This is a genomic window from Cellulomonas sp. EB106-03-03-XG116, from assembly GCF_058792015.1.
The window spans coordinates 123,719-144,693 of sequence record NZ_JBYTEP010000004.1 but is presented as its reverse complement, the minus strand read 5'-3'; the positions used below and the strand labels follow the sequence as shown (position 1 = coordinate 144,693).

Below are 20,975 nucleotides of genomic sequence, written 5' to 3'. Positions count from 1 at the left end.
TCCCCCCCCCCCCCCCCCCCCCCCCGCCCGGGGCCGCGGGGGCGGCGGGGGCCGGGGCGCTCGCGGTGCCGGCGGGCGCGGCGTCGACCACGCCGTTCCCCCCGGTGCTGCCCGCGTCGCCTCCGGCCGCCACCGCGCCCGACGTCGTCGTCGCGGGCGCCGAGGGCTTGTAGCCCTCGAAGAAGTCCCACCACGCCGGGTCGACCGCCGTCTTGTCCTGGAGGTACTGCTCGTACAGCTCGTCCACCAGCCACGTGTTCGCGCCGAAGTCGGCACGGTTCACGTCTGGCTCCGCATGCTGGGACACGCGAGGATCGCCCACTTCCTCCGCGGTCACGGACCGCGTCATCGCCGGATCAGTTCGTGGCCCACCCTACGTCCTGACCGGCCGTCATCTCCCCTCGGGGAGCGCGGCGCGCGGACGGTTCACACGCTTGTCACACGGCGGGTCCGGCGGGGGTGTCAGGCTCCCCATCTGCGGGTCTGCGCCGGGTCGAGGACGTGTCAACTCGGTCATGCGCCGGCCGGGACGACCTCGTCGGCGCGCGCCGGGGCGGTGGCGGCGAACCGCGCCGCGAGCACGGCGCCCACCGCCAGCACCAGCATCGTCACCGCCATCGGCACCGCGGTCCGCTCGCCCGCCAGGCCGACCAGCGGGGAGACAGCGGCGCCCACGCCGAACTGCAGCGCGCCCATCACGGCGGACCCGGTGCCCGCGGCGTGCGCGACCTCGTCGGTGGCCAGCGTCGTGGCGTTGCCGAACACCAGCCCGAGCGAGCTGATCGTGAGGAACAGCAGGACCAGCGTCGGCCACCGGGGGAGGCCGAGCAGCGCCACGTCGAGCAGCAGCAGGACGCTCAGCACCGCCACGGCCGTGACGCCGACCGCCAGCAGCCGCTGCGGGGCGACCCGGTCCACGAGCCGCGTCCCGAGCCCGGCGACGAGGCCGAGACCGAGCGCGTTCGCCGCGAACGCCACGGAGTACGCGCCCACGGACAGGCCGAGGACGTTCTGCAGCACGAACGGCGACGCGGAGATGTAGGCGAACATCGCGGCGAACCCGAGCACCAGCGCGCCGGTCCAGCCGAGGTACCGCCGGTTGCCCAGCACCGTGCGGGCGTCGCGGAGCGTGGTGGCGAGGCCGCCGGCGGCGCGGGCCTCGCGCGGCCGGGTCTCGGGGACGACCGCCAGGACGCCCACGAGCATGAGCGCGCTGACGCCGGCGAGGATGCCGAACACCCCGCGCCAGCCGACGGCGGTCACCAGCGTGCCGCCGAGCAGCGGCGCGAGCACCGGGGCGACGCCCTGGATCAGCATCATGACGCCGAACAGCTTGGCGGCGGCGGTGCCCCGGGCGCGGTCGGCGACCACGGCGCGGCTGAGCACCACGCCCGCGGCGCCGGCGAAGCCCTGGACGAACCGCGCGGCGATCAGGAACCCGATCGACGGCGCGAGCGCGCAGGCCAGGCCGGCGGCGGCGCACAGGGCGCTGCCGGCGACCAGCAGGCCGCGGCGGCCGCGCTGGTCGGACAGCGGGCCGATGACCAGCTGCCCGAGGGCCAGGCCGACCATGAACGTGGTCAGCGAGAGCTGGACGGCGGTCGCGCTGGTGCCGAGGTCCACCGCGAGCTGCGGGAAGGCCGGCAGGTACATGTCGGTGGCCAGCGGCGCGATCGCGGTGAGCAGCGCGAGCACGAGCGTCGTCGCGAGGGGGAGGGCGCGGCGCGGCGGGGTCGCGCCGACGGCCGGCGCGGCGTCGGCCGGTGCGGTCTCGTCGGTCGAGGTGGCGGCAGGCACGGCGGTACCCAGGGCAGCGGTCATGAGGGGGGTGCTCCAGCGCGGGGGAGGGCGGCACGGCGCCGCGGACCGGAGCATCATATCTATGAACTCATATATGTCTGTCCATAGGCACGCTGCTAGCCTCCGGGCGTGACCCCGACCAGCCCCGCCGGCGACGACGGGACCGACGACCTGCGGGTGCTCGCCGTCGCGCTGCACGACCTGTCCCGCGCGGTGCGCCGGGCGGAGGGCGGGCAGGAGGGCGGCCTGCCCCCGCTGCCGCCGACCGAGTTCGAGGTGATGCGCTACGTCGACGCGCACCCCGGCACCAGCGTCGGCGGGGTGGCGGCGGGGCTCGACCTGCGGCAGAGCAACGTGAGCGCGGCGGTGCGCGGCCTCGTCGGTCGCGGTCTGGTCGAGCGCGCCGCGGACGCCGACGACCGCCGGGTGACCCGGCTGCACCCGACCTCCCACGCCCGGGCACGGCGCGAGCCGGTCGAGGCCGGGTGGGCCCGCGCGCTCGGAGCGGCGCTCGCGGGCATGGCGGCCGAGGACGCGGACGCCGTGCGGCGGGCCGCCGCCCCGCTCGCCCGCCTCGCCGCGCGGACGCGGGCGGCGGGCGAGCGGGACGGCGACGGCCTCAGTCGCCCTTGACGTTCACGACCTGGCGCAGCACGTGCCGCACCTCGACGAGGTCGGCGGCGTCCGCCATCACCCGGTCGATGTCCTTGTACGCCGCGGGGATCTCGTCGAGGAACGCGTCGGTGTCCCGGTACTCGATCCCCACCATCGCCTCCCGGAGCTGGTCCCGGGTGAACAGCCGCCGGGCGGCGGACCGGGAGTGGGCCCGGCCGGCGCCGTGCGGGCTCGACGTGAGCGACAGCGGGTCGCCCTTGCCGGCCACCACGTAGGACGCGGTGCCCATCGACCCGGGGATCAGGCCGGGCTCCCCGCGCCGCGCCCGGATCGCGCCCTTGCGGGACACCCACACCGTCTTCCCGAAGTGCTGCTCCTGCTCGGTGAAGTTGTGGTGGCAGTTCACCCGCTCGGCCTCGACGACCGGCGCGCCCATGTGGGCCCCGACCGCCGCCACGACGCGGTCCATCATCTCCTCGCGGTTGGCGGCGGCGAAGTCCTGCGCCCACCGCAGCTCGCGGACGTAGGCCCAGAACTCGTCGGTGCCCTCGACCAGGTAGGCGAGGTCGGGGTCGGGCAGCGGGATCCACCACCGCCGGCACAGCTCGGCCGCGACGGCGATGTGGTGCTGCGCGATCTTGTTGCCGACGCCCCGGGAGCCGGAGTGCAGGAACAGCCAGACGGTGCCGGTCTCGTCCACCGAGACCTCGATGAAGTGGTTGCCGGAGCCGAGCGACCCGAGCTGCAGCCGCCAGCTCCCGGCGTACCGGCCGGGGTCGAACCCGGCCTGAGCGGCGGCGGCCTCGAGGTCCGCCACCCGCGCCGCGGCGGTGTCGGTGAGCGCGGTGTTGTACCCGCCCGCCGACACCGGGACGGCGGCCTCGATCGCCTCGCGCAGCGGGGTGAGGGGACCGGCGGCGCGCAGCTCGTCCTCGGACCAGCGGGTGCGCACGGCGATCATGCCGCAGCCGATGTCCACCCCGACGGCGGCCGGGATGATCGCGCGGAGCGTCGGGATCACCGACCCCACCGTCGCGCCCTTGCCCAGGTGGGCGTCGGGCATCAGGGCCAGGTGCGGGTACACGAACGGCATCGTGGCGGTGCGGACGGCCTGCTCGCGGGTCTTCGGCTCGAGGATCGACGCCCAGCTGACCAGGTGCTTCGAGAGGTGCTCGCGGCTCATGCGGGGATCATGGTCGCTCCGGCCGCCGGCGGTCGCGCTGATTTCGCGCGCCCGCCGGCGGCCGTCACCTGGTCAGGTGATGTCGCGCTTCAGCGTCGTGAGCCGCCCCAGGACCGCGAGCAGCACCGCGTAGCCGACGAGCACCGCCGCGCCCGCGGCCGGCCCGAGCAGCGAGCCCGCGCCGGTGGCCGAGTAGAACGACCCGCCGCTGATCGCCTCGCCGGCCGCGCCGGGCAGGAACTTCCCGATCGGGGCGGTCGCGTCGTTCAGGCCGAGCACCAGCCGGGCGATCGGCTCGACGAACTGCGTGAAGGCGAGCACCACGACGATCGCGACCACCTGGTTCGGCATCGCGAACCCGAGGCCGACGCCGACGACGCACCACACGGTCAGCGCCAGCGCGGTGCGGGCGATGATGCCCCAGACCTCGCCCTCGCCGAGCAGGTTGGGCGCGTCGGTGAACGCGAACGCCAGCGCGCCCGCGCCGACGGTGGCGAGCGTGCCGAGCACGCCGTAGAGCACGCCCACCGGGATGCTCGCGACGAGCTTCGCGACGACGAACCGGTTGCGGTCCGGCTGCGCGAGGAGCGTCGGGGTGAGCGTGCGGTGCCGGAACTCGGCGGTGACGGACAGCAGGCCGACCAGCAGCGGCAGCGCGTACCCGAACGAGGCGGGCAGCGTGTAGACCGCGGTGACGACGGCCATCGGGTCGGCCACGACCGGCGCGCCGTCGGTGCCGGACACCTCGGCGCCGTCGAAGGTGAACGCGAACGCCATCGCGGCGCCCATGAAGGCCATGTAGCCGATCATCACGATCAGCAGCACCCACCACGTCCGGGTGGTGACGATCTTCCGGTACTCGGAGACCAGGGAGTCCTTCATCGCGCACCTCCGGCGGGGGCGTCGGTCGGGGCGGGGACGGGGGCGCCGGCTGGCGCCGTGTGCGCGCCGCGCGCCGGGGCGGGGGCGGTGAGCCGGAGGAACACGTCCTCCAGGCCGACGCCGTGGGTCGCGAGCTCGTGCAGCTCGACGCCGGCGGCGAACGCCGCGTGGCCGACGGCGGCGACGTCGGTGCCGACGAGCTCGGCGACGCCCGGCGACCCGGAGGCCCGCTGCCAGCCGGCGCGCGCGACCAGGGCGTCGAGCGCGGCGGCGTCGGGGGAGGCGACCCGGACCCGCGGCTCGGCCAGCCCGCTCAGCTCGGCGAGCGTCGAGGCGTGCACGAGCCGCCCGCCCGCGATGATGACCACGTCGTCGACGGTCTGCTGGACCTCGGACAGCACGTGCGAGGACACCAGCACCGTGCGGCCCTGGGCGGCGAGCGCCCGCAGCAGGTCGCGCAGCCAGCGGATGCCCTCCGGGTCCAGCCCGTTGGCCGGCTCGTCGAGCAGCAGCACCGGCGGGTCGCCGAGCAGCGTGGTCGCGAGCGCGAGCCGCTGGCGCATGCCGAGGGAGAACCCGCCGACCCGGCGCTTCGCGGCTGCGGAGAGGCCCACCAGGTCGAGCACCTCGTGCGCCCGGGCGTCCGGCACGCCGGCCTGCGGCGCGTACAGCCGCAGGTGGTCCAGCGCCGTGCGGCCCGGGTGGAAGTCGGCGGCCTCGAGGGCGGCGCCGACGGTGCGCATCGGGCGGTCGAGCGCGGTGTACCGCCGGCCCCCGATGGTGGCCGTGCCCGAGGTCGGCTGCACGAGACCGAGCAGCATCCGCAGGGTGGTGGTCTTGCCGGCGCCGTTGGGTCCGAGGAACCCCGTGACCCGCCCGGGGCGGACCGTGAAGCTCAGGTCGTCCACGGCCCGGACCTGGCCGAACGTCTTCGTGAGGTGGGAGACCTCGATGGCGTGCGTCGCGTCGGGTGGCATGTCTCGACCCTAGGGACCCACCCGCCCGCGGCGGATCAGCCGCGAGGCGGAACCCGGGGGTGGGCGCGCCTCCGCCGCCCGGGGGAGCCGGGGCGGCTCAGAACGCCGCGGTCGCCGGCCGGGAGGTCCGCCGCGACGGCAGCATGACCCGCATCGTGCAGCCCGTGTCACTGTCCGCGACCTCGACCGTCCCGCCGTGCAGCGTCACCGCCCAGCGGACGATCGACAGGCCGAGGCCGGTCCCGCCGGTGGAGATCTGCCCCGTGATGGCGGGGGAGTTGCCGCGGGCGAACCGCTCGAACACCCGCTCGCGCTGGTCGGCCGCGATGCCGGGGCCCTGGTCGACCACGTCGAGCCGGACCCAGCCGCCGGCCCGGTGCGCCTCCAGCCGGACGGGGGCGCCGCGCGGGGAGTGCCGGACGGCGTTCTGGACGAGGTTGGCGACCACCTGGTGCAGCCGCTCGCGGTCCGCCGGGAGGGTGAGCTCCGGCGGGTCGACGACCACCGGGAAGGTCAGGTCCTTCGACGCGCCGACGAGGCGGCCCTCCTGCGCGGCCTCCTCGAGGAACTGCTGCACGGGCACGTCGGTCACCTGCAGGTCGACGGCGCCGGCCTCCAGCCGGGACAGGTCGAGCAGGGTGGCGACCAGCCGGCTGAGCCGCTGGGTCTGCGCCAGCGCCGCGCGCATGGTCTCGGGGTCCGGGTCCTCGACGCCGTCGACGATGTTCTCCAGCTGCGCCTGCAGGGCGGTCACCGGCGTGCGCAGCTCGTGCGACACGTTGGCGACCATCTCCCGGCGGAGCTGGTCCGCCTGCTCCAGGTCGTCGGCCATCCGGTTGAACGCGGAGGCGAGCTCGCCGACCTCGTCCCGGCTGGTGGCGCGGACCCGGCGGCTGTAGTCGCCGGCGGCCATCGCCCGCGCCGCCGAGGTCATCTCGCGCAGCGGCGACGTCATGCCGCGCGCGAGCACCTGGGTCATCACGAGCGCCAGGACGATGACGATCGGGAACGTCCGGGACGGGCCGAGCGCGTTGTTCAGCCCGATCCAGGTGAGCAGGGCCGCCACGAACACCGCGGCCGCGACCAGGACGCCGAGCTTGATCTTGATGGACCGCAGCCGGTCGAGCGGGCGCACGTCCGGCAGCCGCGGCCGCTGGTGCCGGGGAGGGGTCGGCACCGTCACGCCGGGCCGCCTCCCGGGGCCGCGCCCGCCGCGCCGGCCGGCTCCAGGGCGTAGCCGACGCCGTGCACGGTGCGGATCAGGTCGGCGCCGAGCTTCCTGCGCAGGGCCTTCACATGCGAGTCGACCGTGCGGGTCCCGGAGGCGTCCACCCAGTCCCAGACCTCGGCCAGCAGGCGCTCGCGGGTGAGCACGGTGCGCGGGCTGGCGGCGAGCGCGAGCAGCAGGTCGAACTCCGTCGGCGTCAGGTGCACCTCCTCGCCCGCGCGGTGCACGCGGCGCTGCGCGCGGTCGATGACCACGTCGCCCACGGCGACGGGCGGCTCGGCGGACCCGGTGCCCGCGGCGGCCAGCTCGGCGGCGAGGGCGGCGCGCTGCTGGCGGCGCAGCAGCGCCTTGACCCGCGCCACGAGCTCGCGCATCGAGAACGGCTTGGTCATGTAGTCGTCGGCGCCGACGCCGAGGCCGATGAGCATGTCGGTCTCGTCGTCGCGCGCCGTCAGCATGAGGACGGGCACCGGGCGGTCCGCCTGGATGCGGCGGCACACCTCGAGGCCGTCGATGCCGGGGAGCATCACGTCGAGCACCACGACGTCGGGCGCCAGGCGCGCGGCGGCGTCGACCGCCTGCAGGCCGTCGCCCACCGTCTCCACCTGCCAGCCCTCGGCGGACAACCGGCGCGCGACCGCGGTCGCGATGGCCGGCTCGTCCTCGACCACGAGGACCGAGGTGGCTGCGGCGCCCGGGGCGCCGGCGGGGGTTCCGGCACCGGCGCCGGGGCGGGATGCGAAGGTCATCCCGCCAGCGTAGAGCGCGGGTGTGGAGGTTTCGTATGATTGCGCCACCATGAGCAGCTCAAGTCGCTGCCGGCGTCCTGCCCGGGCCGACGCGCCCGGGGGAGACCATGCCGGCCCTTCCTGCCTCCTGACCCACCCCGCGCGCGTCCCGGCCCCGCCGCGCCCGCGCGCCGCCGGTGGTGACCCGTGCTGACCGACTGGTTGCTCGTCGCCCTCGGCGTCGTGCTCACGGCCGGCACCGCGGTGTTCGTCGCGAGCGAGTTCTCCCTGGTCACCCTCGACCCGGGCGTGGTCGAGGGCCAGACCCGGCCCGACGACCGGCGCGGGCAGAGCGTGCTCAAGGCGCTGCGCCGGCTGTCGACCGAGCTGTCCGGCGCCCAGGTCGGCATCACGGTCACCACGGTGCTGCTCGGCTACACCACGCAGCCCGCGGTCAACGCGCTGCTGGCGGAGCCGCTGCGCGGGTCGGCCCTCGGCCCCGCGATCGGCGGCGCGGTCGCGCTCGTCGTCACGCTGGTGCTGGTGAACGGGTTCTCCATGCTGTTCGGCGAGCTGGTGCCGAAGAACTTCGCCATCAGCCGCCCGCTGGGCACCGCCCGGTGGGTGGCGCCGCTGCAGGCCGGGTTCACCTCCGCGCTCCGCCCGCTCATCACGCTGTTCAACTCCAGCGCCAACGCGCTACTGCGGCGCCTGGGCGTCGAGCCGCGCGAGGAGCTGTCCGGCGGCCGCTCGCCGCAGGAGCTCGCGGCGCTGGTGAAGCGGTCCGCCCAGCAGGGCACCCTCGACGAGTCGACGGCCACGCTGCTGACCAACTCGATCGAGTTCACCGACCTCACCGCGGTCGACGTGATGACCGACCGGCAGCGCGTCGTGACGCTCCGCCGCGCGGACACCGCCGCCGACGTCGTCCGGCTGTCCCGCGAGACCGGGCACTCCCGGTTCCCGGTGATCGGCGACGACTCGGACGACATCGTGGGCCTCGTGCACCTGCGCCGGGCCATCGGCGTGCCGTACGAGCGGCGCGACGAGGTGCCCGCCGCCGCGCTGATGATCGACGCGCCGCGGGTCCCCGAGACCGTGCACCTGGGCCCGCTGCTGGTCGAGCTCCGCGAGCACGGGATGCAGATGGCGGTCGTCGTCGACGAGTACGGCGGCACCTCGGGCGTCGTCACGCTGGAGGACGTGGTGGAGGAGCTGGTGGGCGACGTCGCGGACGAGCACGACCGCCGGCGCACGGCGGCCTCGCGGCGGGCGGACGGCGCCTGGGTGGTGTCGGGCCTGCTGCGGCCGGACGAGCTCACCGAGACCACCGGGCTCGTCGTCCCGGAGGACGGGCCGTACGAGACGCTCGGCGGGCTGGTGATGGCCGCGCTCGGGCGGGTGCCCGAGACCGGGGACGAGGTCCGGGCGGGCGACGTGCTGCTCCGGGTCGAGACCATGGCGCGCCGCCGCGTGGAGCGCGTGGTGGTGCAGCCGGCCCGCGCGGCCGCCGACGCCGAGGGGGCGGGCCGGTGAGCCCCGGGGTGGCCCTGGCGCTCGCGGTGGCGCTGCTCGCGGGCAACGCGTTCTTCGTCGCGGCCGAGTTCGCGATCATCTCCGCGCGCCGCTCGGCGATCGAGCCGCTGGCCGCGGCCGGCGACCGGCGCGCGACCACCGTGCTCTGGGCGATGGAGCACGTCTCGCTCATGCTCGCGTGCGCCCAGCTCGGCGTCACGGTCTGCTCGACCAGCCTCGGCCTGGTCGCGGAGCCGGCGATCGCGCACCTCATCGAGGATCCGCTGCACGCGATCGGCGTCAGCACGAGCCTGGCGCACCCGATCGCGTTCGTCGTCGCCCTGCTCGTGGTCGTGTACCTGCACGTCGTGCTCGGCGAGATGGTGCCGAAGAACCTCGCGGTGTCCGGCCCGGACCGCGCGGTGCTCGTCTTCGGCCCGCCGCTGGTGTGGCTGGGCAGGGTCGTGCGCCCGGTCATCGCGGTGCTGAACTGGATCGCCAACCACGTGCTGCGGCTGTTCCGGGTGGACCCGCGCGACGAGGTCGCCTCGGCGTTCACCGCCCAGGAGGTGCAGTCGATCGTCGAGCAGTCCCAGGCGGAGGGGTTGCTGGACGACGAGCAGGGCCTGCTGTCCGGGGCGCTGCAGTTCTCCGACCGCACCGCGGCGGACGTCATGGTCCCGGTCGCCGACCTGGTCACCGTCCCCGTCGACGTCACCCCGGACGAGGTCGAGCGGCTGGTCGCCCGGACGGGCTACAGCCGGTTCCCGGTGCTCGGCCGCGGCGAGGTGCCCACGGGCTACCTGCACGTCAAGGACGTGCTCTACGCGGACGACGGCTCGCGCCGGCTCCCCGTGCCCGCGTGGCGCGTCCGGGCGCTCGCGGTGGTGGCGCCGGGGGACGAGGTCGAGGAGGCGCTCGCCGCGATGCAGCGCTCCGGCGTGCACCTCGCGCGGGTGGAGGACGGCGGCCGGGCGGTCGGCGTCGTGTTCCTGGAGGACATCCTCGAGGAGCTCGTCGGCGAGGTCCGGGACGCGATGCAGCGGGGGGCGTTCCGGCACCGCGCCGGGGCCTGAGCGCCCCGGACTGGGCCGAACGTGGGACCTTCGTCACACGACAGGGTGACCCCGGTGGGTGAACCCGCGCGACACGCCGATGATCCGTCAGCTACCCCCCGGTCGGGGGGTTGGAACGGGCACCCCGGTGCCGTTATGGTTTCGTGATCGATCACCCGGATCCCCCCTGGTGGTGGCGCCCCGGCGCCCCGCCCCTTCCCGGGTGTCGCCCCTCGTCCGTCGGCGGCTCCACGTCGCCTGCCCGTGAGCTCGGAGGTCCCGTGGCGTCGCACCGCGTGCAGCCCGCCGGCGCCCCGACCCGCCGCCAGCTCCGCGAGGCCGGCCGAGCGCGCCCCGCCGCCGCGCCCGTCGCGGCCGCCGACGCCGCCCCCGCGGCGGTCGCCACCGAGCACCGGCGGCGCACCAGCCCGCTCGCCCGCTGGGGCACCCGCGCCGGCGTGCTCGTCACGCTGGCCGCGGTGACCGTCGCGGTCCCGCTCTCCCAGGGCGCCGCGCGCAGCGAGGACGGCTTCACCGACGCCGAGGCCGACGCGACGCTGCCCAGCACGGTCGAGGCGCTCACCTCCTCGGCGACGTCCGTGCTCCCGCCCGCGTCGCTCGTGTCGGGGGACGCGACCGCGCTGCGCGCGCAGGTGGACGTCAGCCGCAGCCAGGAGCGCGAGATCCTGCCCGGCTGCGACGGCGAGGCCAACCCGGCCAGCGCGAACGGCCAGGTCCCGCAGTCCGACCTCTGCTACCTCTGGGACGGCAAGACCCAGCTGCGCGCCGACGCCGCCGAGGCGCTCGCCGAGCTCAACGCGATGTGGGTGACCCGCTGGGGCACCGACCTCTGCCTGTCCAGCGGTTACCGCACCCTCGCCGAGCAGCGGGCGGTCAAGGCCGCCAAGGGCTCGCTCGCCGCGCCCGCCGGCCGCAGCAACCACGGCTGGGGCCTCGCGGTCGACCTGTGCACCTCGCAGACCACGGGCGCGCAGTGGGAGTGGCTGAACGACAACGCGCCGGTCTTCGGGTGGGAGAACCCCGACTGGGCGCGCCCCGGCGGCTCCGGCCCGTACGAGCGCTGGCACTGGGAGTACACCAAGGGCGTCATGGCCGACGGCGAGTACTACGGCTGACGCCCCGCGCACGCACGCACGAGAACGGCCCCGCCTCCTCCGGGAGGCGGGGCCGTTCTCGTCCGTGGGCGGTCACGCCAGGGTCATGCCCCAGGTGACCTCGTGGGTGGCGCCCGGCTCGAGGCGCACCAGGCGCTCGCCGGTGCGGAACGCGTCCGCGATGCAGCTCATCGGCTCGGCGGCGACGCCGCGCCGGTCGATCTTCGGGATGCCGTTGCCGGTGCACACCTGCCAGGTGTCCATCGAGGAGTCCATCCACATCGCGGCGCCGTGGCCGTCGGGGGAGCCGAGCACGATCCAGGACAGGCCGTCGGCGTCCCGGGTGACGTCGACGAACGCGTCGTCCAGCGCCACGCCGGCGAGCGGCTGCGGGGTCCGGCGGTCCTCGGCGCCGGCCAGCGCGCGGGCGCCGGTCGGCAGCAGGCGGTCGTCGACCGTCACCTGCGACGCGGCGTCGACCCGGAGCGTGCAGTCGTCCACGGCGGCGTCGCCGGGGGAGAGCCACGGGTGGAAGCCGATGCCGTAGGGGGCGGCCGTCGCGTCCAGGTTGGTGGTCGCGACGTGCACCCGCAGCCCGGCGTCGGACAGCGAGTAGGTGACGTCGACGCGGAGCGACCACGGGTACCCCGGCGTCGGGACCAGGTCGTGCCGCAGCGTGACCGAGGTGTCGCCGTCGGGGCCGGACTCGGAGGCGACCTTCGCGTACCGGACCTGGGCGACGAGGCCGTGCAGGGCGGTCATCCGGTCGGGCTCGGTGACGGGGACCTGGTAGTCGGTGCCGTCCCAGGTGTACTGCCCGTCCCGCAGCCGGTTGGGCCACGGGGCGAGGACGGCGCCGGAGAAGGCGGGTGCGAGGTCGGACTCGTCGAACGGCAGCACGACGTCGCGGCCGCCGACGCTGTAGGAGCGGACGCTGGCCCCGACCTCGGCGATCACGGCGCGGTGGGCGCCGTGGGCGAGGGCGTGCTGCTGTCCGGAGGGTGCGGGCGTGTTCACGCTCACACCGTAGCGGCCGGGGGTCCCGGGCGCGGTCACGCTCTCACTCAGAGGGGCAGCGAGACCACCGCCTCCGCGACCGAGCGGATCGAGCCGGGGACGCCCGGGGCGGGCAGCACGAACCTGCCGAGGGCGAACCAGGCCAGACCGACGGGCACCGCCACCGCGAGCCGGTGCTCGAGGCGCCACAGCCGGAAGCTGGCGAGGCAGCCGGGGCCGACCAGCAGCAGGGCGGAACCGGCCCAGAACAGCGTGCCGAGAGTCGTGTTCGGAGGTGCACCCGCGATGCTGACGCCGCGCGCGCCACCCAGCGCCACCCAGCCCAGCACGGCGAAGAAGGGCACGCTGAGCCAGCCGACGCCCGTCAGCACCAGGAACAGGCCCCAGGCCTGCCACCACGACGGCGAGGGCTCGGGCCCCGCTGGAACGACTCCGCCGGGGACCGAGTCCGGTGGGCTCACCACAGCGGCACCGGTCCCGAGCCGCCACCTCCGGGCAGCATCGGCCCGAGCGCGACGGTGATCTCGTCCTCGGGGTGCCCGAACCCGAGGGCGCCCGAGTCGTCCGTCACCACGAGCGTCACGTCGTACACCCCCGGCGTGAACGTGTGGGTCACCACCTGCCCGGAGGCGGTGCTGCCGTCGCCGAACTCCCACCGGTACTCCACGATCCGCCCGTCGGGGTCCGTGGAGCCCGACGCGTCGAACGTGTACGTCCCCGCACCGCCCGCGCTGCCGGGGAGCAGCGGTGCCCCGGGCGTGGCGACGACCTCGGCGGTGGGCGGCTGGTTCGGCGCGACGTGGTCAACGAAGGAGGACACGACCCCCGCGCCCTCCTCGGGCACGTCGGCACCGAACATCTCCACGGTCCATACCCCGGGCTCGGGGTCGCGGATCGTCCAGTGCTCGAACGTCGGCCCCACCTCGTGCTCGGCGTCGCGCGGGGTGTCCCGGGAGTACCGGACGCCGGACGGGGAGATCAGGGACGTGACCACGTCGCGGCGCTCCGGCGCGATCACCACCTCGGAGAGCCCGGTGGCGGCCCGGGAGCCCGCGTCGGGCGCGAGGTACGGCGGGAAGAACGCGTCGAGGTCGATCACCGAGCCGCGCACCGTGTAGTGGGTGGTGACCGTCTGCCGGGACCTGACCACGACACTCGGGCGCATCGGGGAGCCGATCGTCGAGGCGACGCGGTTGGCCATGAGCGCGTGGCCGAGCTCGTTCGGGTGGAACGACCCCGAACCGTGCTCCAGCGAGAACGGGTTCATCCCGGGCTCGGCGTCGCACAGGTGGTGCCCGGCCAGGGCGGTGGTCATGGAGGCGCGCTCGAACCCCGCGCGGGTCGCGATCGAGGCGATCGCCTCGTTCGCCTGCCGGACCTTCTCGTTGAGCCACACCTGGTCGGAGGATCGGACGTTCGCACAGCCAGGAAGCCCGCCGACGCCGCTCGGCGCGAAGAACTGCGGGTAGTCCACGACGACGACCCGAGCGTTCGGCGCCCGGCGCCGGATGTCGGAGTAGAGGGCGGACAGCTCGTGCGCGAGAGAGCCGCTGCGCAGCTCGGCGAGCTGTGTGTCGACTGCTGGCCCCTGGTTGCGTGCGCAGCTGCGCCACCAGTTCATCACCGGGTTGACCGCGCCGCCCGTATTGATGAGGAGGCAGTCCCTCAACGCCCCGGCGAACCCCAGGTCGTTCCCCCCGATGCCCACCGTGACGAGCCGGGTGTCCGACCCGAGCGCGTCGAGCTGCGGACCCTGGTCGGCCTTCTGCGCGCGATACATGTCACGCATCACGGCGCCCGAGCAGGCGCGGAAGTCCAGCGACAGCCGGGTGGTGCCCCGCTGGAGCAGGAGGTGCGGGTACGCAGCGTAGGAGCGCCGGCAGCTGTTGCCGTCCCAGTCGGTCCCGGGTTCGTAGTTCCCGGCGCCCTCGCCGGACTGGAACGAGTCACCCAGCGCGACGTAGGTGTCGACGTGCACGACGTCCGGCGCGGACGCGGAGAGGAAGGTCACGTTGTCGATGGCGAACCCGGCCGGCTCGGCGGCGACCGCCTCGACACGGAACGAGGCCATGCGGGACTGCGTGATCGTCACCCGGACGATCCCGAGAGCGTCGAGCGGCACCGAGAGCAGCTCGGCGCCGTCCGCGTCCCGGGCGATCACCCGCACGCTCTTCCGTGTGTCGATGTACCCGACCGACAGCGCGAGGTGGTTCACCGTGCGCGGCGAACCGTCCGCACGGACGAACCGCCCCTCGATCGCCCCCTGGAACGTGGGCGTGCCGGACAGCACCGGGCTGGTGGGGTTCGAGCCGTCCTGGGCGATGAACGGTGCGTCGCCACCGAAGGCGATGCCGCGCTGCTGGTACTGCGTCGTGATCGCCGTGCCGACCGGGAACTCCGAGAAGGTGATCGTCTCCATCTCGTCTGCGGTGGTCGTGAGGCTGGCGCGCAACTCAGCGCCCACCTCGACCGAGGAGGTCTCGCCACCCGGCCCGTCCGAGGTGGACGCGGGCGGGTCGGCGGCCGTCGCCGGTGGACCGAGCGTCGTCAGCAGCAGGATCGTGGCGACCAGGGCGGCTGCCGGCCGCCAGCGGGGCATGGACATGCGCGCGCTCCCTCGTGCGTCGGAGGAACGAGCGGCTGGACACCGCGGGGGTGGTGTCTGGTCCTCGACCATCACCCTGGCGGAGTGGGGCCGTCGCCGGGCCGGGACCTACGTCCCCACTTCGAGCGCGCGAGCCCGCCGACCGACGTGGCGACGGCTGTGAGCACACCTCCGTGCGGCACCGGGTAGCCTGGACCGTCGTGGCAGCCACCGACTTCCCCGCCGAGATCCGCGACCTGCGCAGCACCCTGCAGTCGATCCAGGCGGTGTCCGACCCCACGGCCCTCCGGGCGAAGATCGCCGACCTCTCCGAGCAGGCGTCCGCCCCCGACCTGTGGGACGACCCCGAGTCCGCGCAGAAGGTGACGAGCGCGCTGAGCGCCGCGCAGTCCGAGCTGGACCGCGTCGACAAGCTGGGCGGCAGGATCGACGACCTCGAGACCCTCGTCGAGATGGCGACGGAGGACGGCGGCGACGCCGAGACCCTCGCCGAGGCGGAGGCGGAGCTCGTCGGCATCCGCCGGGACCTGGGCGAGCTCGAGGTCCGCACGCTGCTGAACGGCGAGTACGACCAGCGCGAGGCCGTCGTGACGATCCGCGCGGGCGCCGGCGGCGTGGACGCGGCGGACTTCGCCGAGATGCTCATGCGGATGTACCTGCGCTGGGCGGAGCGGCACAGCTACCCGACGACCGTGCTCGACACGTCGTACGCGGAGGAGGCCGGCCTGAAGTCGGCGACCTTCGAGGTGAAGGCGCCGTACGCGTTCGGCCACCTGTCGGTCGAGGCCGGCACGCACCGCCTGGTGCGCATCTCGCCGTTCGACAACCAGGGCCGCCGGCAGACGTCGTTCGCGGCGGTGGAGGTCATCCCGCTCATCGAGCAGAGCGACGACAACATCGAGATCCCGGAGTCGGAGATCAAGGTCGACGTGTTCCGGTCGTCCGGCCCGGGCGGGCAGTCGGTCAACACGACCGACTCCGCGGTCCGCATGACGCACCTCCCGACCGGCATCGTCGTGTCGATGCAGAACGAGAAGTCGCAGATCCAGAACCGCGCGGCGGCGCTGCGCGTGCTCCAGTCGCGCCTGCTCCTGGTCCGCAAGGCCGAGGAGGACGCGAAGAAGAAGGAGCTCGCGGGCGACATCAAGGCGTCGTGGGGCGACCAGATGCGCTCGTACGTGCTGCACCCGTACCAGATGGTCAAGGACCTGCGCACCGAGCACGAGGTCGGCAACACCTCCGCGGTGTTCGACGGCGACATCGACGGGTTCATCGAGGCGGGCATCCGCTGGCGCCGGCAGGCGTCCGTCGAGGCCTGACCGGCCCCGCGCGCACCGTCCGAGGGCGGCGCACCCCCACCGGGTGCGCCGCCCTCGGCGCGTCCGCACCCCGGGATGCCCGCGTCACATCCTGGTCACAGGTCGGGTCCAGGTTGGGCAGAACCCCTTGTCGCCGGGCCCGCGCGGTTCTATGTTGTGGCTCGCAACAATCTCTGCGCCACGGGCACAGGAGGTGTGCACCCGGGCGCGCCCGACGCGAGGGGGACCGATGCGACGAGGCATGTTCCTGGCGACGGCGGCCGTTGCGGCCACCGGACTGCTGCTGGCCGGTTGCGGCGGCAGCGACGACGACAGCGGCGGCGGTGGTGGCGAGACCACCTCGGCGTCGGCCGCGAAGGTGGGCGTGATCCTGCCTGACACCAAGTCCTCCGCGCGCTGGGAGACGGCGGACCGCAAGTACCTGGAGCAGGCGTTCAAGGACGCGGGTGTGGACTACGACATCCAGAACGCGCAGGGCGACAAGACCCAGTTCCAGACGATCGCCGACCAGATGATCACCAGCGGCGTCAACGTGCTGATGATCGTCAACCTCGACTCCGGCTCCGGCAAGGCCGTGCTCGACAAGGCGAAGGCCCAGGGCATCGCGACGATCGACTACGACCGGCTCACCCTCGGGGGCGGCGCCGACTTCTACGTGTCGTTCGACAACGTGGAGGTCGGGCGGCTGCAGGGGCAGGGGCTGGAGAAGTGCCTGACCGACTCCGGCAAGACGACGGCGAACATCGCGTTCCTCAACGGCTCGCCGACGGACAACAACGCCACGCTGTTCAACCAGGGCGCGGTCGAGGCCCTGAAGGAGAAGACCGACAGCGGCGACTACACCGTCGTCGCCGACCAGGCGGTGCCCGACTGGGACAACCAGCAGGCCGGCACGATCTTCGAGCAGATGTACACCGAGACCGGCGGGAAGATCGACGGCGTGCTCGCCGCCAACGACGGCCTGGGCAACGCCGCGATCGCCATCCTCAAGAAGAACGGCGTGAACGGCACCGTGCCCGTCACCGGGCAGGACGCCACCGACCAGGGCCTGCAGAACATCCTGGCCGGCGACCAGTGCATGACGGTCTACAAGGCCGTCAAGAAGGAGGCGGACGCCGCCGCCGCCCTGGCCGTGGCGCTGGCGACCGGCGGGGACACGTCGAGCCTGGCCACCGGCACGGTCACCGACACCGAGACGGACCAGGAGGTCGACTCGGTGCTGCTGAAGCCCGAGGCGATCTACTTCGACAACGTCAAGGACGTCATCGCCGACGGCTACACCACCAAGGAGAACGTGTGCACCGAGGCGCTCGCCGACGCGTGCGCCTCCGCGGGCATCTCCTGACCGCGACCCGGACGGCCGGCCCCCGCGCGGGGGCCGGGCGCCCGGGCGCCGCAGCACGCAGCACGCGGCACCAGCCCTGCACCCGGCACCAGTCCGGCACCCGGCACCAGTCCGGCACCCCAACCCCCGGCACCCCAGCGACGACGCGAGGTGGACGATGACCGACGTCCTGGCCGAGACCCCGGCCGATCCCGACCTGTCCCCGCCGCCGACCCTCGAGGTGCGCGGCGGCCACAAGAACTTCGGCGCCGTGCACGCCCTGCGGGGCGTCGACCTGGTGGCGCTCCCCGGCGAGGTCACCGCGCTGGTCGGCGACAACGGCGCCGGCAAGTCGACGCTCATCAAGTGCGTCGCCGGCATCTTCCCGTTCGACGCGGGGGAGGTCCGGTTCCAGGGCCGGCCCGCGCACGTCGCGGACCCCGCGGCGGCGAACGAGCTCGGCATCGAGGTCGTCTACCAGGACCTCGCGCTGTGCGACAACCTCGACATCGTCCACAACATGTTCCTCGGCCGGGAGCTGAAGAAGGGCATCCGGCTCGACGAGGACGCGATGGAGACCCGGGCGGCGGAGGTGCTGGCCTCGCTGTCGGTGCGGACGGTGCGGTCGATCCGGCAGCACGTCGCGAGCTTGTCCGGCGGGCAGCGGCAGACCGTCGCGATCGCCCGCGCGGTGCTGTGGAACTCGACGCTGGTCATCCTGGACGAGCCGACCGCGGCGCTGGGCGTCGCGCAGACCGAGCAGGTGCTGCAGCTCGTGCGGCGGCTCGCGGACGCGGGCCTCGCCGTCGTGCTGGTCAGCCACAACATGAACGACGTGTTCGCGGTCGCCGACGCGATCTGCGTCCTGTACCTCGGCCAGACGGCGGCGCAGGTGCGCACCGCGCAGACCAGCCGGGCCCAGGTCATCGAGCTCATCACCAGCGGGACGTCGGGCGACGGCGACCCGGCGCCCGCACCGCCGTCCGCCGCCGGCGGCCGGCCCGGACCCGACGGGAGCGTGCGGCCGTGACCACCCCCACCCTGACCCCGTCCTCGACGCCGTCCTCTCCGCTGACCGGCGCCGTCGACCAGCCGACGTTCGCCGAGGCCCTGAACGCCTACGTCCGCAAGGTCCGCGGGGGCGACATGGGCTCGCTGCCCGCGGTCCTCGCGCTCGCCGTCCTGGTCGCGGCGTTCACCGTCGCGAAGCCGGACACCTTCCCGTCCGCGCTCAACCTGGCCAACCTGTTCCAGCAGGGCGCGGTGGTCATGACGATCGGCATGGGCCTGGTGTTCGTGCTGCTGCTGGGCGCGATCGACCTGTCCGCCGGGTTCGCGTCGGGCGTCTGCGGCGCGGTGCTGGCCACCACGCTCACCGACATGCACTGGCCCTGGTACGCCTCGCTGGCCGCGGCGCTGGGCACCGGCGTGGTGATCGGCGTGCTCATCGGCCTGCTGGTCGCGCGGGTCGGCATCCCGTCGTTCGTCGCGACCCTGGCCGCGTTCCTGGCGTTCCAGGGCATCGTGCTGCTGATCATCGGCTCGGGCGGCAACGTGTCGATCACGGACCCCGTGATCCTGGCGATCCAGAACAAGAACGTGCCGCCGCCGGTCGGCTGGGCGATCGCCGTGCTGGCCGTCGCCGCGTACACCGTCCAGCAGCTCGGCACCTGGCGGCACCGGCGCGCCCGCGGGCTGGTCACGCCGCCGCTCGGCCTGGTCGTGACCAAGGTCGTCGTGGTGGCGGCCGTGGTGCTCGCGCTGGTGGCGGTGCTCAACCAGGAGCGGAGCCTGAACCCGGCCCGCACGTCGATCCAGGGCGTGCCGATCGTGGTGCCGATCCTGGCGGTGCTCGCGCTGCTGCTGGGCTTCCTGCTGACCCGCACGGCGTTCGGCCGGCACGTGTACGCCGTCGGCGGGAACGCCGAGGCCACCCGCCGGGCGGGCATCCCCGTGGCCGCGGTCCGGCAGCTCTGCTTCATCATCTGCTCCACCATGGCGGGCGTCGCGGGCGTGTTCGCGGCGTCCCGGGCCACGTCGGTCGACCCCAACGCCGGCGGCTCCAACGTCCTGCTGTACGCGGTGGGCGCGGCCGTCATCGGCGGCACCTCGCTGTTCGGCGGCAAGGGCCGGATCGTCGACGCCCTGATCGGCGGGGCGGTCATCGCCGTCATCGACAACGGGATGGGTCTGCTCGGGTACTCGGCGGGCGTCAAGTACGTTGTCACCGGCGGCGTGCTGGCGCTGGCCGCGGCGGTGGACGCCCTGTCCCGCCGCCGGGCGCGGGCCACCGGCCGCGTCTGAGGACGGCGACGACGAGGAGGGCGGCCCGTGCGGCTCGGTGCTGGCCCGCCGGTGCGGCGCGCGGACGCCTCGGGCCCGGACGAGGTGCGCCGCGCCAACCTGTCGGCGGTGCTCCGGCAGCTGCACGTGGGCGGCGCGGCCACCCGCTCGGACATCGTCGCGGCCACGGGGTTCAACCGCTCGACGGTCGGGGCGCTCACCTCGGAGCTGGCGCGCGTCGGCCTGGTGCGGGAGCGGCCCGGCGTGGTGCGGGGCAAGGGCCGGCCGTCGCTCGTCGTCGAGCCGGTGAGCACCAGCGCGCACGTGCTCGCGCTCGACGTCACGCAGTCCAGCGTCGGCGCCGCGGCGGTCGGGCTCGGCGGGTTCCTGCTCCAGGTGCGCCGGCGGCTGCACCGCACCGACCCGTCGGACGTCGCGGGCGTGGTGGCGCTGGTCGCCGGGCTCGCGGCCGAGATGCAGGCGCGCGCGGCCCCGGGCTCGGTCTGCCTCGGGATCGTGGTGTCGATCCCGGGCAGCGTGCGGCAGCCCGACGGCCTGGTCCGCCGCGCGCCGTCGCTGCGCTGGCTCGACGTGCCGTTCGCCGACCTGCTCCGGGCCGCGACCGGCGGGACGCTGCCGGTGACGGTCGGCAACGACGGCGACCTCGGCGTCGTGGCGGAGCACCTGCGCGGCGCGGGCCGCGGGTTCCGGGACGTGCTGTACGTCCGCGGCGAGGCGGGCGTCGGCGGCGGCGTGGTCGTGGACGGGGAGCTGCTCAAGGGCGTGGGGGGCTACGCGGGGGAGGTCGGGCACATCGTGGTGCGGCCCGGCGGCCGGCCGTGCGCGTGCGGCGCCCGCGGCTGCTGGGAGGCCGAGATCGGCGACGCGGCGATCATCCGCGCGGTCGGCCGGGACCCGCGCGAGTCCGACATCGAGGACGTGCTCGCGGACGTGGCGGTCGGCGACCGGCGGGCCGTCGCGGGCGTGCGGCGCACGGGGGAGTGGGTCGGGACCGGGCTCGCGACGCTGGTCAACCTGTTCAACCCGGCGGTCGTCGTGCTGGGCGGGACGCTCGGCGCCCTGTACCCGACGATGGAGCCCGCGCTGGAGGCGACGTACGCGCGGGCGCTCGGCCCGATCCGGGAGCAGGCCGCGCTGGTGCGCTCGGGGCTGGGCTCGGACGCGCAGCTCGTGGGCGCCGCGGAGGTCGCGTTCGCCGACGTGCTGGAGGACCCCGTCGGCACGGTCGAGGCGCTGCGCGCGGACGCGGCGCTGGTGCCGCACCCGCGCGGGGGCGAGCCGGCGGCGGACCCGGCCTGAGGCGGTCCC

Annotated in this window: 19 protein-coding genes; 9 read left to right on the top strand and 10 right to left on the bottom strand. The window is 74.7% G+C overall.

The genetic code is table 11. From position 1 onward, the window contains the following. On the bottom strand, window positions 1-283 hold a 283-nt coding region (locus tag AC3WUG_RS03415), incomplete at its 3' end, for a 2-oxoglutarate dehydrogenase E1 subunit family protein (protein WP_492326365.1). Window positions 284-513: 230 nt separating this feature from the next. Next, window positions 514-1,821, bottom strand: a complete 1,308-nt coding sequence (locus AC3WUG_RS03410; protein WP_492326364.1) for a multidrug effflux MFS transporter — start codon at window positions 1,819-1,821, stop codon at window positions 514-516. Window positions 1,822-1,929: 108 nt separating this feature from the next. On the opposite strand from AC3WUG_RS03410, the gene AC3WUG_RS03405 reads away from it, so the two are divergent. Further along, on the top strand, window positions 1,930-2,433 hold the full coding sequence (locus AC3WUG_RS03405) for a MarR family winged helix-turn-helix transcriptional regulator (protein ID WP_492326363.1): 504 nt from the start codon (window positions 1,930-1,932) through the stop codon (window positions 2,431-2,433). Here the strand turns inward: AC3WUG_RS03405 and AC3WUG_RS03400 are convergent. The 5 genes from AC3WUG_RS03400 to AC3WUG_RS03380 all read right to left on the bottom strand — a co-directional run bounded on the left by AC3WUG_RS03400 (window position 2,420) and on the right by AC3WUG_RS03380 (window position 7,434). After that, a complete protein-coding gene (locus AC3WUG_RS03400) occupies window positions 2,420-3,598 on the bottom strand; it encodes an RtcB family protein (RefSeq protein WP_492326362.1) in 1,179 nt (392 codons plus the stop codon). The two genes, AC3WUG_RS03405 and AC3WUG_RS03400, sit on opposite strands and share 14 nt — an antisense overlap. A gap of 72 nt (window positions 3,599-3,670) precedes the next feature. After that, window positions 3,671-4,480: an ABC transporter permease gene (locus tag AC3WUG_RS03395; RefSeq protein ID WP_492326361.1), complete on the bottom strand. Its 810-nt coding sequence runs from the start codon at window positions 4,478-4,480 to the stop codon at window positions 3,671-3,673. Continuing rightward, window positions 4,477-5,457, bottom strand: coding sequence for an ABC transporter ATP-binding protein (locus AC3WUG_RS03390; RefSeq protein ID WP_492326360.1), 981 nt, complete (start codon window positions 5,455-5,457; stop codon window positions 4,477-4,479). The genes AC3WUG_RS03395 and AC3WUG_RS03390 overlap by 4 nt, the downstream gene beginning before the upstream one ends. 97 nt (window positions 5,458-5,554) lie before the next feature. Beyond that, window positions 5,555-6,634: a HAMP domain-containing sensor histidine kinase gene (locus AC3WUG_RS03385; RefSeq protein WP_492326369.1), complete on the bottom strand. Its 1,080-nt coding sequence runs from the start codon at window positions 6,632-6,634 to the stop codon at window positions 5,555-5,557. 2 nt (window positions 6,635-6,636) lie between these two features. Further along, a complete protein-coding gene (locus AC3WUG_RS03380) occupies window positions 6,637-7,434 on the bottom strand; it encodes a response regulator transcription factor (protein WP_492326359.1) in 798 nt (265 codons plus the stop codon). A gap of 186 nt (window positions 7,435-7,620) precedes the next feature. Between AC3WUG_RS03380 and AC3WUG_RS03375 the strand changes: the two genes are divergently transcribed. The 3 genes from AC3WUG_RS03375 (at window position 7,621) to AC3WUG_RS03365 (ending at window position 11,119) form a co-directional block, all read left to right on the top strand. Continuing rightward, window positions 7,621-8,949: a hemolysin family protein gene (locus tag AC3WUG_RS03375; protein WP_492326358.1), complete on the top strand. Its 1,329-nt coding sequence runs from the start codon at window positions 7,621-7,623 to the stop codon at window positions 8,947-8,949. Beyond that, complete coding sequence (locus AC3WUG_RS03370; protein WP_492326357.1) at window positions 8,946-10,004, top strand: hemolysin family protein; 1,059 nt, start codon at window positions 8,946-8,948, stop codon at window positions 10,002-10,004. Before AC3WUG_RS03375 ends, AC3WUG_RS03370 begins: the two co-directional genes overlap by 4 nt. A gap of 260 nt (window positions 10,005-10,264) precedes the next feature. Next, entirely contained in the window at window positions 10,265-11,119 is an 855-nt protein-coding gene (locus AC3WUG_RS03365) for a M15 family metallopeptidase (RefSeq protein WP_492326356.1), read from the top strand. A 72-nt stretch (window positions 11,120-11,191) separates the two neighbouring features. Here the strand turns inward: AC3WUG_RS03365 and AC3WUG_RS03360 are convergent, their stop codons facing one another. Genes AC3WUG_RS03360 through AC3WUG_RS03350 form a run of 3 tightly spaced genes read right to left on the bottom strand, consistent with a single transcriptional unit; the run spans window position 11,192 to window position 14,720 of the window. After that, entirely contained in the window at window positions 11,192-12,115 is a 924-nt protein-coding gene (locus AC3WUG_RS03360; RefSeq protein ID WP_492326355.1) for an aldose 1-epimerase family protein, read from the bottom strand. A 47-nt stretch (window positions 12,116-12,162) separates the two neighbouring features. After that, window positions 12,163-12,576: a hypothetical protein gene (locus AC3WUG_RS03355; RefSeq protein WP_492326354.1), complete on the bottom strand. Its 414-nt coding sequence runs from the start codon at window positions 12,574-12,576 to the stop codon at window positions 12,163-12,165. Beyond that, window positions 12,573-14,720 carry a GDSL-type esterase/lipase family protein gene (locus AC3WUG_RS03350; protein ID WP_492326353.1) on the bottom strand — a complete coding sequence of 716 codons (2,148 nt, stop codon included), beginning with the start codon at window positions 14,718-14,720 and terminating at the stop codon, window positions 12,573-12,575. Before AC3WUG_RS03350 ends, AC3WUG_RS03355 begins: the two co-directional genes overlap by 4 nt. 200 nt (window positions 14,721-14,920) lie before the next feature. Here AC3WUG_RS03350 and prfB point away from each other — a divergent pair, with 200 nt between their 5' ends. From prfB to AC3WUG_RS03325, 5 genes are all read left to right on the top strand, one after another. Further along, window positions 14,921-16,039 (top strand): peptide chain release factor 2, encoded by a 1,119-nt coding sequence (prfB, locus tag AC3WUG_RS03345; protein ID WP_492326352.1) that lies wholly within the window; start codon window positions 14,921-14,923, stop codon window positions 16,037-16,039. 229 nt (window positions 16,040-16,268) lie between these two features. After that, entirely contained in the window at window positions 16,269-17,384 is a 1,116-nt protein-coding gene (locus tag AC3WUG_RS03340; RefSeq protein ID WP_492326351.1) for a sugar ABC transporter substrate-binding protein, read from the top strand. Window positions 17,385-17,541: 157 nt separating this feature from the next. Beyond that, window positions 17,542-18,393: an ATP-binding cassette domain-containing protein gene (locus AC3WUG_RS03335; protein ID WP_492326350.1), complete on the top strand. Its 852-nt coding sequence runs from the start codon at window positions 17,542-17,544 to the stop codon at window positions 18,391-18,393. Further along, window positions 18,390-19,667 (top strand): sugar ABC transporter permease, encoded by a 1,278-nt coding sequence (locus AC3WUG_RS03330; RefSeq protein ID WP_492326349.1) that lies wholly within the window; start codon window positions 18,390-18,392, stop codon window positions 19,665-19,667. The genes AC3WUG_RS03335 and AC3WUG_RS03330 overlap by 4 nt, the downstream gene beginning before the upstream one ends. Before the next feature lie 27 nt (window positions 19,668-19,694). Continuing rightward, entirely contained in the window at window positions 19,695-20,966 is a 1,272-nt protein-coding gene (locus tag AC3WUG_RS03325; protein ID WP_492326348.1) for an ROK family protein, read from the top strand. Window positions 20,967-20,975: the final 9 nt, after the last annotated feature.

Coding starts and splice junctions, on each gene's coding strand:
- AC3WUG_RS03410 (WP_492326364.1), bottom strand. CDS start 1,821: ATGACCGCTGCCCTGGGTACCGCCGTGCCTGCCGCCACCTCGACCGAC.
- AC3WUG_RS03400 (WP_492326362.1), bottom strand. CDS start 3,598: ATGAGCCGCGAGCACCTCTCGAAGCACCTGGTCAGCTGGGCGTCGATC.
- AC3WUG_RS03395 (WP_492326361.1), bottom strand. CDS start 4,480: ATGAAGGACTCCCTGGTCTCCGAGTACCGGAAGATCGTCACCACCCGG.
- AC3WUG_RS03390 (WP_492326360.1), bottom strand. CDS start 5,457: ATGCCACCCGACGCGACGCACGCCATCGAGGTCTCCCACCTCACGAAG.
- AC3WUG_RS03380 (WP_492326359.1), bottom strand. CDS start 7,434: ATGACCTTCGCATCCCGCCCCGGCGCCGGTGCCGGAACCCCCGCCGGC.
- AC3WUG_RS03350 (WP_492326353.1), bottom strand. CDS start 14,720: ATGTCCATGCCCCGCTGGCGGCCGGCAGCCGCCCTGGTCGCCACGATC.
- AC3WUG_RS03340 (WP_492326351.1), top strand. CDS start 16,269: ATGCGACGAGGCATGTTCCTGGCGACGGCGGCCGTTGCGGCCACCGGA.
- AC3WUG_RS03335 (WP_492326350.1), top strand. CDS start 17,542: ATGACCGACGTCCTGGCCGAGACCCCGGCCGATCCCGACCTGTCCCCG.